At 40.1% G+C, this 12,339-nt stretch carries 17 protein-coding genes; 4 read left to right on the top strand and 13 right to left on the bottom strand.

The genetic code is table 11. The features are described from left to right. Positions 1-40 precede the first annotated feature (40 nt). From JTI58_RS18755 to JTI58_RS18745, 3 genes are all read right to left on the bottom strand, one after another. A complete protein-coding gene (locus JTI58_RS18755) occupies positions 41-1,201 on the bottom strand; it encodes an MFS transporter (RefSeq protein ID WP_205442914.1) in 1,161 nt (386 codons plus the stop codon). Positions 1,202-1,382: 181 nt separating this feature from the next. Continuing rightward, the gene (locus JTI58_RS18750) at positions 1,383-1,535 is read right to left on the bottom strand and encodes a hypothetical protein (RefSeq protein WP_205442913.1); all 153 of its coding nucleotides are present in this window, start codon (positions 1,533-1,535) and stop codon (positions 1,383-1,385) included. A gap of 126 nt (positions 1,536-1,661) precedes the next feature. Continuing rightward, a complete protein-coding gene (locus JTI58_RS18745) occupies positions 1,662-2,315 on the bottom strand; it encodes a hypothetical protein (RefSeq protein WP_205442911.1) in 654 nt (217 codons plus the stop codon). A 210-nt stretch (positions 2,316-2,525) separates the two neighbouring features. Here JTI58_RS18745 and JTI58_RS18740 point away from each other — a divergent pair, with 210 nt between their 5' ends. Then, positions 2,526-2,756: a DUF3923 family protein gene (locus JTI58_RS18740; RefSeq protein ID WP_243456124.1), complete on the top strand. Its 231-nt coding sequence runs from the start codon at positions 2,526-2,528 to the stop codon at positions 2,754-2,756. A gap of 53 nt (positions 2,757-2,809) precedes the next feature. Here the strand turns inward: JTI58_RS18740 and JTI58_RS18735 are convergent, their stop codons facing one another. Together JTI58_RS18735 and JTI58_RS18730 are read right to left on the bottom strand one after the other, a co-directional pair. Beyond that, positions 2,810-3,745, bottom strand: coding sequence for a PD-(D/E)XK nuclease family protein (locus tag JTI58_RS18735; RefSeq protein WP_205447414.1), 936 nt, complete (start codon positions 3,743-3,745; stop codon positions 2,810-2,812). Between the two features lie 12 nt (positions 3,746-3,757). Beyond that, the gene (locus JTI58_RS18730) at positions 3,758-4,498 is read right to left on the bottom strand and encodes a sulfite exporter TauE/SafE family protein (protein WP_205442910.1); all 741 of its coding nucleotides are present in this window, start codon (positions 4,496-4,498) and stop codon (positions 3,758-3,760) included. 93 nt (positions 4,499-4,591) lie between these two features. Here JTI58_RS18730 and JTI58_RS18725 point away from each other — a divergent pair, with 93 nt between their 5' ends. Continuing rightward, complete coding sequence (locus tag JTI58_RS18725; protein WP_205442908.1) at positions 4,592-5,089, top strand: DUF1648 domain-containing protein; 498 nt, start codon at positions 4,592-4,594, stop codon at positions 5,087-5,089. 54 nt (positions 5,090-5,143) lie between these two features. On the opposite strand, the gene JTI58_RS18720 is transcribed toward JTI58_RS18725, so the two are convergent. The 6 genes from JTI58_RS18720 to JTI58_RS18695 all read right to left on the bottom strand — a co-directional run bounded on the left by JTI58_RS18720 (position 5,144) and on the right by JTI58_RS18695 (position 8,555). Then, positions 5,144-5,773: a type 1 glutamine amidotransferase family protein gene (locus tag JTI58_RS18720; protein WP_205442907.1), complete on the bottom strand. Its 630-nt coding sequence runs from the start codon at positions 5,771-5,773 to the stop codon at positions 5,144-5,146. Positions 5,774-5,818: 45 nt separating this feature from the next. Beyond that, positions 5,819-6,805 (bottom strand): helix-turn-helix transcriptional regulator, encoded by a 987-nt coding sequence (locus tag JTI58_RS18715; protein ID WP_205442906.1) that lies wholly within the window; start codon positions 6,803-6,805, stop codon positions 5,819-5,821. Positions 6,806-6,893: 88 nt separating this feature from the next. Beyond that, positions 6,894-7,526, bottom strand: a complete 633-nt coding sequence (locus tag JTI58_RS18710; RefSeq protein WP_205442904.1) for a hypothetical protein — start codon at positions 7,524-7,526, stop codon at positions 6,894-6,896. An 8-nt stretch (positions 7,527-7,534) separates the two neighbouring features. After that, positions 7,535-7,702, bottom strand: a complete 168-nt coding sequence (locus tag JTI58_RS18705) for a hypothetical protein (RefSeq protein WP_016993359.1) — start codon at positions 7,700-7,702, stop codon at positions 7,535-7,537. Next, positions 7,695-7,880 (bottom strand): helix-hairpin-helix domain-containing protein, encoded by a 186-nt coding sequence (locus JTI58_RS18700; protein ID WP_205442903.1) that lies wholly within the window; start codon positions 7,878-7,880, stop codon positions 7,695-7,697. Before JTI58_RS18700 ends, JTI58_RS18705 begins: the two co-directional genes overlap by 8 nt. A 72-nt stretch (positions 7,881-7,952) precedes the next feature. Further along, the gene (locus JTI58_RS18695) at positions 7,953-8,555 is read right to left on the bottom strand and encodes a CPBP family intramembrane glutamic endopeptidase (RefSeq protein ID WP_205442902.1); all 603 of its coding nucleotides are present in this window, start codon (positions 8,553-8,555) and stop codon (positions 7,953-7,955) included. A 231-nt stretch (positions 8,556-8,786) separates the two neighbouring features. Here JTI58_RS18695 and JTI58_RS18690 point away from each other — a divergent pair, with 231 nt between their 5' ends. After that, positions 8,787-9,479 (top strand): class I SAM-dependent methyltransferase, encoded by a 693-nt coding sequence (locus tag JTI58_RS18690; RefSeq protein WP_205442901.1) that lies wholly within the window; start codon positions 8,787-8,789, stop codon positions 9,477-9,479. A gap of 455 nt (positions 9,480-9,934) precedes the next feature. On the opposite strand, the gene JTI58_RS18685 is transcribed toward JTI58_RS18690, so the two are convergent. Continuing rightward, entirely contained in the window at positions 9,935-10,180 is a 246-nt protein-coding gene (locus JTI58_RS18685; RefSeq protein WP_205442900.1) for a hypothetical protein, read from the bottom strand. A gap of 214 nt (positions 10,181-10,394) precedes the next feature. After that, positions 10,395-10,835, bottom strand: coding sequence for a GNAT family N-acetyltransferase (locus JTI58_RS18680; RefSeq protein WP_205442898.1), 441 nt, complete (start codon positions 10,833-10,835; stop codon positions 10,395-10,397). Positions 10,836-10,946: 111 nt separating this feature from the next. Between JTI58_RS18680 and JTI58_RS18675 the strand changes: the two genes are divergently transcribed. Beyond that, complete coding sequence (locus JTI58_RS18675) at positions 10,947-12,329, top strand: MocR-like pyridoxine biosynthesis transcription factor PdxR (RefSeq protein WP_205442897.1); 1,383 nt, start codon at positions 10,947-10,949, stop codon at positions 12,327-12,329. The last annotated feature ends 10 nt before the right edge of the window (positions 12,330-12,339 follow it).

Here is a 12,339-nt window from a genome sequence, read left to right as displayed (position 1 = left end):
TTTAAAGGGCAATTAACAGAGACTGGTCCTTCTTACTGGATTAATGGTTTGTTTTCTTATTAACAATATAATCTCGGTAAACTAACAGGGCGACAAGAAGAAAGCTTAGGCTAACAAGTCGGAAAATCATTTCTATACTCATCCATTCAGCTAACATCCCTAAGATGAATGCGCTCAAACCGACCCCAACGTCAAAACTGGAAAGGAAAGTGGCATTGGCTGCACCACTTTTGGCTTCGCTTACTTTTTGAACAGCCCAAGTTTGTAAGCACGGCATTACGGTGCCATAGCCTGCACCGAATAAAATCGCTGCGATAATTAGTGTGAGATTATTTGTCGTATAGGACAACATGATTAATGATAGGAAACCGAAGATGGCTGACACAATGATGATCGACCACGGTCCATGCTGATCAAACCATTTCCCTGTAAATGGACGTATTAAAGTGGAAACAATTGCATTGATCAGAAAGAATAGAAAAATATGTGCTAATCCCTTTTGTTCACCAAAAAGAACTAAGAATGTAATGATGGCGCCAAAACCAAGCGTCGTCACGACTGTCAATAATGCCTGAAACCTTACCTCTTTTTCAAATAACGCTTCCATAAATCGAAATGGCTGCTTGTCATTTTGAGTAGGTGCCGTTGAATGCACTAATGAAAGCATTAGGATCGCAAATAAACTGAGTAAGGCAGATGACCAAATCAAAGTATGAAAAGAAAAGGAACTATAAATAAGGATCCCGAGACTTGGTGCAACAATCGCTCCGACTGTTGTTGACACCGAGAAATAGCCCATTCCCTCTCCTAATCGCGCTTTAGGAATGCTATCTACAGCCATTGTACTATTGGCTGTCGTCGATACCCCCCACGCCGTTCCATGGAAAAGTCGCAACAACAGGAAAATCCAAATCGTATTAAGCAATGGATACAGCATTGTAATGATTAGTAACATGATACTTGCAACAATGGCTAGTTTTTTTCGCTTATGATCAATTAAATAGTATCCTATAAAAGGTCTTATCGTAATGGCGCCTAGTGTAAATACCGTCGTCACCAAGCCTACTTGCATTGGATTGGCGTTTATGCTTAATAAATAGGCTGGTAAAATAGGCAGTAGCATTTCAAATCCTATAAAAATAAAAAAATTACTTATAAATAGAAAAAGAAATGATGAAGTAAAAATTGGTTGTTTTTTCATCGTATAATTCCTCGCTTCTAATTGTTTTTTCTAAATTAGAAGCGCTAGGAACACTGCAACATTCCTTAATTGCCTTAGTTTTTTTAGCAATTAGCTCACCCTCTCTCAGTTGAATCACAACAAAAAAGACGCCATAAAACCGGCGTCTAGAAATTACTTTGTATCGTTAAAAAGTCATTTTTCACACATGACTGACAAAGGCAAAAAGCTTCCGGTTACTAATCTCAATATGCTGTTTTCTTAAAAAACCACAGACTGGTCCCTTTGAGCATAAATCATCTAATTGTAAAAATGTCTTTACCTCAATGGCCGTTCTTCTGAAAATCGTTTCCATGACTTTTTGCCTCCTCTCTCAAAATCAATTCATAGCTTATTATAATTTAATACTAGTCTCCCATAAAAGCAAATCCAAAATTGAAACGATGTAGGAGACGCAAAATGTTTTCCCCTCATCGCCTATCTATAAGGTTCTTTCATTGTCTCCGTCCCTTAATTGAACATGTACCTTGGAGGAGCCCCCACTATATATATGATTAGGGACATTTGTTACATCGAGTAATTCCTTTAGATGAATAGATTTTTCACGATTGGCCTCGATTGTCACATGATATGGCCCTGCAATATTCATAAGCGAAGTCATACGCTCATCATCTTTAAAAAAATTCGTATCGATAAATTGTAAATCAAAGGACACTGCTTCATTGCTTCGATTATGTAATACAAGGGTGCATTCCCCATTCATTAAGTCTTTTCCCACCATATCAAAATGACAGTTACCGTCTCCTTTATATGAAATGGCCATAATGCCACTAGCAAAGGTTTCTTGATATGCCATAATGAGCAAATGGGGTAAAAATGAATAGAGTAATACTACGATGACAAATGTTCGAAAAAGATATTTGTTTATGCTCCTAAGTAGTATAATCATGGCGATTATAAATAAAATCGAGCAAAAAATGCCAAGTAACACGTATCCATCCTGTGTTTCGATGGGAATTGACATGAATGTAGTATGTGCAATCATCGCTTCATTGTAGGGATACGGAAAAAATAGACACATACATATACCCAAAATAACGATTGACCCGATAAACGCCTTTTTATTGTTAACCATATGCTGCCTCCTTTCTAGAAAATGGCTAGGTGACATACAAAAATATGTACATACCAAATTTACCATATATCCCCTGAAGAAGGAATGAAGCCTGTGAAAAACATCAATTTTATCGTCAATCCGTCTGAAGGCTGTAGAAAATTTCCAAAATTAAGGTAAATTGATATAATAAAGCAATAAGAGGGAACTACAAGAAGAAAGAGGATGTTTATGTTGGGTATGAAAATAATTTGGTGGGCTGTAAATATTGTATGGTTATTGATCTTTTCTGGCATTGCCGTATTTATTGGGGCAATGAATGTTGATGGTGCTGGGATTGCACAAACACCTGAAAGTAAATTGATCTCATTCGTTATTTTGGGCCTCATGTTTCTAATAGTTGCGCTTGTGCAATTAATTTTTCTTTATTTTATTAAAAAAGCACAAAGCTCATTTATCTAAAATCACTTAAAAAGAAGCGAGTGGCTATTTTAGCAATCGCTTCTTTTTCTCACTCACATTGGCGCGCATAACTCCCTAAAATTACAGCCTCGACAATGCCATTTTTCCTGTGTTTGTTCAAAGTCCTCGATGTCTACGGGCTCGTTGGAGAAAATATCTGCCTGATACTTTTTCATTTCTAAAACACTGCGCTGAAATGTATACAAAATATTCTCCATATCGAAGTCAGTAAAACTATATTTCTTGCGTTTTCCTGTTAATAAATATTCATTATATACCTCGATTTGCGCCAGAGACACACGGTATTTCTGCTGAACATAGTAAGCGTAGAGCGCTAATTGCTGACGGTCATCATCAGACTCCCCGCCCGTTTTCCAGTCAACAATAACCCATTTATCCCTCAGTTCATCATAATAATGAAAGTCCATAACAACGAATACCTGGACATCATCCACTTTCATGGAGCGGAATTGCTCTGGTTCCCCTATACGGAGAGAGCCTTTTTGTGAGGTGATTTGCTGGAATGTTTCGCTCATCAAAAAATGGCTAAAAACAAGTCGTAAACGTTCTTTATAGTCTTGCACAAGCTCAGGAGAAAGTGTGCCTTGATAATAAATTTCCTGCATCATATAGTATTTATTCGGTTTTTGTCTCCAAAATTCAAGACGACGAGTGGAGTCGATAAAGGCTGCATTAAGCTGCCCGCGTGCCAATTGAATCAACTCCTCTACAGTAGGAGCTTTACCTGTTTGTAGATAATCATTAATGGCCTGCTCAATGTATCGATGGACAATTTGCCCAAATAAAATAGGCATTGATTGTAGCTTTTTTAAGCGATACACCTGTTGATGATAGGGCTCCACATTGTAGCTGAGCCATCCGTTATGTGAAAAGTAATATTCAAAGCCATATTTGCGGGCGCAGCTTGTCAATGTTTTATGACGCGAGAGCGACCACGAAAAGGTTGGATAGGGTGAAATTTCAAACAGGACAATCACCTCCTAAAGCTGATGGATGAAATCATAAACAAGCTGTATGATCAGCACAATCGTTACAATACGCAGTAAAAGCTTTACCTGATTTGCTTTCACTTTTCTCGCGAGCACGAGCCCAATTTGTGCACCAATCGTCGAGCCAATCATTAAAATAAGCGTTAATGGCCATTCGATTTTCCCTGTAGCAATATAGGTAATCGCTGCTCCTGAGCACATTGCAAATACCCCTACCCGTGATAGCCCAACTGCTTTAATATAGGAAATCTTCTCATGTGCATATGTATAAAGCGCCAATGTACTACTGCCAGGGCCAAACATGCCGTCATAAAAGCCTACCCCAAGAAGGATAGGACCGTTTTTTCGATTCATCGTAAAGCGTTCCTTGTCGCCAAAATCAGCCCCACCCATAAAGGACATGACAAGCGCAAAGCCAAGTAAAATAATCGCAATGAACGTCAATGTTTGACTGCTCATGAATGAAGCGAAAAGTCCCCCCAATGTACCACCAATCAAAGAGACAAGTAACACCGAACGCATTTCGGTCCAGGCTAATTCCTTACGTTGATAAATCGTATAAAAGCTTGAAAAAGCACTTACCATATTGGACACTTTATTCGCGCCAATAGCCGAATGGACGGGTACACCCATAAGCATCATCGTTGGCAAGGTAATTAAACCACCGCCCCCAACTAACGTGCCAATGACATTCCCTATGATGCCAATTAGTAAAAACAACAAGTATTCCATAATATCCTTCTTTCTCTAACACAAAAAGCAATCATTCTATGATACAGTATAACAGATTGTTATTATCAATGATGATGGAAATGAGGAGCAAGGATGCATATACAACAAAAAACACCCACACCACGCTTTTGTCACCAGCTAACTGTTATCGTGTCTACTATTTTTCTAGCTGGTATTACAGCAACACTCATTCAATATGGCAAGCTCCCTGCCACGATTCCTGTCTTACAAAGCTTCACGAGTGACCAAGCCCAGTTCGGACCAAAAATCGCTATTTTTTATTTACCCTTTGTCGCACTCATGCTCTTTTTACTTTTACACTATTTAGAGATAAAAGCCGCTTATCCTGTGATGCGCAAAAATAAAGCCCCACTGTCCCATAGACAACGACAAAATGGCATCCTTACCTTTTGTCTCATCAAAAATAGTATTCTATTGTATTTCACCTACTCCCTGTTCAATGATCTTACGGTAGCTCTAGGACGTGAACGTATTTTACAGCAATGGCAGGCTTACCTATTTCTGTTGCTGTTATGTGGCATCTTCATGATGGGGATTGTGCGAGGCATTTTGTTGGCTAAAAAAAGTTAATGTAAAAAAAGAGAGCATGTTTTAACAATGAACATGCTCTTCTTAGACTAATTATTATTCAATAGATGTCATTAATTCATAAAAATATTTTTTCTCCTGCGTCTCATAAAGCTTATACCAAGCATGTAATGTTTCTGGTGTAAAAACATCGAGTAGCCTCAAAACATGGTAGGCAAATCCCAACGGTGCAATGCCTGATGCCGTTACTAAATTCCTTTCAGTTACGGCTGGCTTCTGTTTAAAATGTTCATCCCCAATATAATGTGGACAAAGCATCTTCAAGTATTCGAGATCGTTGCTCGTATGTTGTCTTGTATCAAGCAAACCAACCTTTGCGAGACCAAACGTTGCACCACAAATTGCAGCTACGAAAACATTTTCGTTCAACGCTTTTGAGACTTTATTCAATACAGGCTCATGAATAGACTCTAGCCATGTGTTGCCTCCAGGAAGAATCAAGACATCCATGCTATTCAAGTGACATTCAGCAACGGCCATCGTCGGAAGTATGGTGATGCCGCCCATTGTCGTAACAGGACTTCTATCAATCCCTACAGTCATCACCTCTAAAGGCTCTAACCCCTTTTTAAAATATCTACCTGTATTTAATTCGGCCATTAAATACCCTATCTCCCAATCTGCCATCGTATCAAATACATAAAGATATACTTTTCTTGTCTGCATAATAAACACTCCTTTAAATGAAACTATCCTTAGTATAAAAAAACTTTACTGACATTCTCCGTCAGTAAAGTTTTCATTTTCATAAAAATGTATGAGCTCATATAGAACATCAATTATTTTTTGCTTTAGACTTATGGGTTCTACTACTTGGATTGCTTTTCCATAGGGAAAAAGTAAATAAGGTACATATGTATGTAATGCTTCTTCATCTAATAAAAATATTGCGTTCTTATTGGTGCGTTCTTTGAGGTGATACTTTAAAAACCAATCCTGACTGATCGCATCCACAGCACTTGTCTTTCCACAAATGATGAAGGGCACAAGGTTCTGTTTATCTTCGACTTGGGGAAAAAGGCTTTTCATAAAAAAATCACTGGCAGAGAAAGATTGTGGTCGTTGGAAGGGAATGACTGTTTGATGCAGACTGCTAATTCGGCCTACTTTAAAAGTACGGATTTCATTTCTTACATGACAAAATGCAACGACATACCAGTTTTGATTCCAATAAACCAAACCATATGGATTAATCACCCTAGACTTAGCTTGCTCTTCATTATTAGTATGGTATTCCATTTCTATAGATGTTTCCTTTACTATACTCTCTTCTAATTTTTTTAATAGTGGCTCCAATGAGGATTCAACAGGTCCGATTATCTCGAAACCTTGTAAATGCTGTTGAATCATTTTTTCTTGCTCTTGATTTGAATACATTGTAAGCTTTGCTGTTGCACTGTTTAATGCCTCATCTAAAAAATAACCAGCTTCTTTTGCAAAAATAGAAGCATGAAGTAATGCCGCTTTCTCGTCAACATCAAAAATAAGAGGACTTTTAATAAAATTATTCAACAGGGTATATCCTCCATGATGACCGGTTTCAGCTATAATTGGGACACCACTGGCAGAAAGGGAGTTAATATAGCGGTAAACGGATCTGATATTAATCTCTAATTTTTCAGCAATTTCTTTCGCAGTAATTTTCCTACCTGAATTCAACATCCATAAAATCTGCATCATATGATCCATTTTAGACAAACATTTTCACCTCATCGAATTAATTTATAATTTATGGTTTCTGACACAAAATCAGGCTACCTGATACTGTTATCAAGTAGCCCTTCGATTATACCTTTACCAATTCATCTTCCATTTGCTTAAAATTATGTATTAAACCGTACTTCTGTATGCCACGTGCTTGTTGGATGCTGGCATCTGCGAATTGGCGGAACTTTGCTTGATCCTTTATTGTACAGGCATGGACCGCTTCGATTGCAGGTTGCATCCACGGCTGTGTTAGTTTATCACTTCTCATATCGGCGGATCGACCTTCAAGCGCAGCAATATAGCATCGTGCATAGCTAGTTAAAGGCTCCTTTTCAATTTGTCTTGCAGCTACTTTAGCAGCACCAAGATTCTCCTCCATAATCGCCTTAATAAAGAGATAATTGTACTTGATAGCTGGTTGCTTGTAGTGATGAATGATGACATCGATTGCCTGAATCTGTTCCTCTTTTGTCCCGTAAGCTGATGCATAGAGAGCAGCAAATATAGGCTCTTTTCGATGATTTTTCACCCATTGATCCACCTGCTCCATATTGTTTGTGCGATATAAAATATGTATATGGCGATAAATCATCCCAATCGCAATCAATGCAAATATCCCGAGTGAAATGGATAGACGAACACCCGCTAAGGACAGCGTCAGTGCCAATAAAATAATAGCTAAATAAAAGAATGTTAATTTAACAATTTTCATATTACCTCCTACTGTAATTTTCTACGCATTTTACGAGAAAAAATATAACCTGCCCCTATAAAAAAGATCAGCGCCATCACTTTCATAATGGGAATAATAAACAGCTTGCTAATAACGACTACAACGAGGATATAATAGACAACCATTGCCAGTAAAAATAATGTCAGCTTATTCACGAGGTTCCCTACTTTCCTTCAGTGCCGCCTCAATCGCTGCTAAAGCTTTTGGCCCCATTCCATGAAGATGAGCTAATGTAGAAAGCTCCACTTTTTCTAGCTGCTTCAATTCTGTATAGCCCACTGCATGTAATGCGCGAATTGCTGGTTTTGCTACTCCCTTAGGCCACTCTGTCATGCTTGCACGTCCCTTCACGAAAAAATCTTCTCTGCCCTATTATGCAAGTGACAGCAAAGAAATGCAAATAAGTCAAAATTGAAACATATACATGCACGCTGCTATGAAATTCACAATACTATGGATACACCAGCTAGTGACAATGGAACCCCCTGCAACTCGTTCATTCATCCACCCCATCAAATAGCCAGCAAGCGCTGTAGTAAGCACGACTAACAAGATCACGTGAAGCGAAAGCAGCGACCATAGCATGGCCCCATGAACACAGCCAAAAACAATACTTTGCACGAGATTACCTACTTGAAAGCCAAAAAATTTCGCCAACCTCTTCAATAAAAAGCCGCGAAACAATAGTTCCTCTGCTAAACCTGTTTGAATAATGGCGTAGAAAAGTGCTGGAATGATCGCTGCCACACCAAGGCCCGCAAATTGATTCGCCGCTAGTAAGGAGCGATCAATATAGAAAAAGATTAGCGCAAAGCTCGGTACTACAAGCACAACAATGGAAAGTACAAAGAACATGGCATACCTTCCCTTATGCACAATAATGGGCTTTTGCAAGCCTATCCACGTTAAAAAGGGCTGTTTTTTTCTCGCTGTGCAAAGCCACCAAATAAACGGAATCACTGAAAATAATATCACTTGCAAAACGGCACTGATTAAACTATTCATCATTCTATTTCCCCTCCTGTTTACTACAAGCATAGAAGAAAGCACCATTTTTTTCAACAGTTATTTAATGATAATCGTTAAATTATTTATCTTTATTATTAATTTTTTAATGCTTTACAACGAAATGCGCTGGCTACAGCCTTCTTCTTTGTCTTTTCAGTTATTTTCATTTATACTCTATTACAGACATTAAAGGTCTGTAATAGAGACGATAAAACACTGGAGGCTATCACAATGGGGACATTATCTACACATTTATTAGAAAAGGCACGAACTTATGAGCAAAGCACGCGGATTTCCGTGCCTGCCTATGACACATTATTTACCATGACACAAGCCTATTTCCGTATGCATTTAGGGGAACAAGAAGCATCCTTACTTGTAGTAGGAGCGGGCGGGGGCAATGAACTTTCTGCATGGGGACCAACAAACCCTAAATGGACGTTCACCGGGGTTGATCCTGCTGTGGAAATGCTCCAAATCGCTCAACATAAAGCCGTACAACTCGGTATTGAAAGTCGTGTTCAGTTACTACAAGGAACGATTGAGCATTTGCCACAAACGACACCGAAATTCGATGCGGCAAGCTGTATCCTCGTTCTTCATTTTATTGAAGATCGACAGGAGAAACGCCGTCTACTACAAAACATTCGCAAGCAATTAAAACCCGGAAAGCCTTTTGTCCTCGCCTGTGCCTACGGAGAACGAGAAAGTGACGAGCTACAAGATCGCATCAGTATATGGCAAAGCTACTTTTTAGATGCTGGCTACACAAAAGAAAAGGTAGAAAACATGGGCAAAGTCATCATGAATATTTCTTTCTTATCTGATCAAGAAATCCAACAGCTTTTAAGTGAAGCTGGCTTCCAAAACATTACCCGCTTTTTCTCCTCAGGCCTCTTCGCAGGATGGATGAGCCACGCCTAAACACAAAGCCCCCACCATTTATAGTGACAATGGCGGGGGCTAGTGTTTATTTTTGAAGGGTTAATTGATCGGGTTCTACACTTGGTGGAGCGAATTCAACTTGGTTTGAGCGCTTTCGTTCCTTTTATGAGCGGGGTTTCCTTCTGTTTGAGCACTTTTGCCTCATTTAGGAGCGGCGTCTCCCTCAGTTGGAGCGCTTTTGCCTAGCTTATGAGCGGAGACTCCTTTAGTTTGAGCGCTTTTACCCTTTTTATGAGCGGATTCTTCTCCAGTTGGAGCACTTTGGTTTCATTTTGGAGCGGGTTCTTCACTTGGTGGAGCGCTTTCATCTCATTTATGAGCAGGGTCTCCTTCAGTTGGATCACTTTCTCCTCATTTTTGAGCGGGCTCCTCCTCAGTTGGAGCGCTTTCTCCTCATTTAGGAGCGGGCTCTTCCTCAGATGGAGCGCTTTTGCCTAGCTTATGAGCGGAGACTCCTTCAGTTGGAGCGCTTTTACCCTTTTTATGAGCGGATTCTTCTCCAGTTGGAGCACTTTGATTTCATTTTGGAGCGGGGTCTTCACTTGGTGGAGCGCTTTCATCTCATTTATGAGCAGGGTCTCCTTCAGTTGGATCACTTTCTCCTCATTTTTGAGCGGGCTCCTCCTCAGTTGGAGCGCTTTCTCCTCATTTAGGAGCGGGCTCTTCCTCAGATGGATCACTTTCTACTCATTTACGAGCGGTTACCCCTTCAGATGGATCACTTTCTACTCATTTAGGAGCGGGCTCCTCCTCAGATGGATCACTTTCTACTCATTTACGAGCGGTTACCCCTTCAGATGGATCACTCTCTACTCATTTAGGAGCGGTTACCCCTCGAATGTAAGCACCTCAGACACTTTATCAGTAGCTCCCCACCCACCACATAGAAAAAATTCACCAATAAATACTATAATAATAAACCTTTTCATCAATCGTCATGCCCATTTTTTCATAGAGTTTCTGTGCTTGGACATTATCGGTGGCGGTTTCGAGCAACATGTAACGAGCCTCCTCCTGTTGACAATAGGTGTAGCATTGTTCCATTAAAGCCTGTGCCACGCCTTGTTTTCTGGCTTGTTTCGCCACAAATAAATCATTTAAGAGAAATGCTCTTTTCATAGCTACGGATGAAAAGACTGGAAACAGCTGTGCAAATCCGACTGGCTCCTCCTCCAGATACGCGAGGAAAATAATAGACTCTGCTCTCTCCACTCGCTCCCGTATAAACTGTTCAGCTTGCTGTATATCAGACGGTTGACCATAAAATTCACGATAGGCATTAAATAATGGGACTACTTCCCCTATCGTTGCCTGTGTCACTGTAGATATTTTCATGCTATGACTCTCCATTTCTTTTTTATTGTCCTTCTAGTATGATGATAGTAAGTAATCTGACATTTCAAAAGAAACAGTTTCAAACATTTTAACATGTCAAGGTGGTGCCCTATGGACGATTTTATCTTTCTATTAACAGAAAAAGAGGCAAAATATAAGCAAGTGTACCAGCAAATTAAAGTACTGATTACGCAAGGTACACTGCAAACGGATGATTCCCTGCCCTCCATTCGAAAACTAGCAGAAACTTTACAGGTCAGTCGTAATACTACATTAACTGCCTATGAACAGCTTGTGGCAGAAGGATACATACGCGGTGAAGGTCGAAAAGGCTATTTCGTTAATGCACTGGAGCAGGTTTTCCTACAGGAGCAGGAACAGCCTCTTATGTCAGAGTCAAAAAGTAACGCTACATCATACCTCGTCGATTTTCGCGCAGGGGCTGTGGATCAGCAGCATTTTCCTATGAAAGCATGGCGCCAAATCGCCAATCAAGTATTACAGGAATCCACCTGTTACGAATACGGAGAACTGTTTGGAGAATCAATGCTAAAGGAGCAGCTTGTGCCGTATTTATTGCAAGCAAGAGGGGTTTGTACAACGAGCGAAAATATCATCATTGGCAGTAGCACACAGCAAATGCTACTGTATCTTGGCTTTTTATTAAAAGACCATTTCCCAAGCATTCTTTTGGAAGACCCTGGTTATAACGGTGCACGTGAATCCTTCCAGTTACACCATTTCGAAATAGAGGCATTGCCCGTAATAGAAACAGGAGCACAACTTGATGTACTCCAACACTGTCAATCTCGCTTGTTGTATGTCACCCCATCACATCATTTCCCATACGGTGTGTCCATGACCATTCAGCAACGACAAACTTTAATACAATGGGCTCAACAAGTCGGTGGGTATATTCTGGAGGATGATTATGATGGAGAATTTCGCTATGCGCAACAGCCATTTCCTGCCCTTGCCTCCATCGACCCTTCACGAGTAATCTATCTTGGCACCTTCTCCAAATCGTTTTTACCAGGTGTACGTTTGAGCTATATGGTGCTACCCAATGCACTGGTTCAGCCATTTAAAGAGCGATTTGCTCAATTTGAACAAAATGCTTCGTCCCTCCATCAACGCACAATGGCCCAATTTATGGCTCAAGGGGAATGGACACGCCATATTAAACGAATGCGTTTGACGTATAAACAAAAAATGCAGCACCTTGTGCAGGAGCTACAACGCCAATTTGGTCAGCAAATTTCTGTGTTGGGCGAGCAATCAGGACTGTATGTATTAGTGAAGATGAAGTCTCTACTTTCAGAGCAGCAGCTCATTCAACGAGCGGCGTCTTACGGTGTGAAGGTTTATCCGACAAGCCCGTTTTTTATCCATCAAACAAGAGATGAACCTATGCTGCAATTAGGCTTTAGCAAATTAACGATGGAAGAAATCAAGCGAGGCATCGAGCTGTTAAAAGAGGCGTGGCAGCCATAACCGTCAACGT

The sequence above is a fragment of the Lysinibacillus fusiformis genome (assembly GCF_016925635.1).
Lineage (GTDB): Bacteria > Bacillota > Bacilli > Bacillales_A > Planococcaceae > Lysinibacillus > Lysinibacillus fusiformis_F.
The sequence above is the reverse complement of the archived record's forward strand: the minus strand, read 5'-3'. Positions and strand labels throughout refer to the sequence as shown.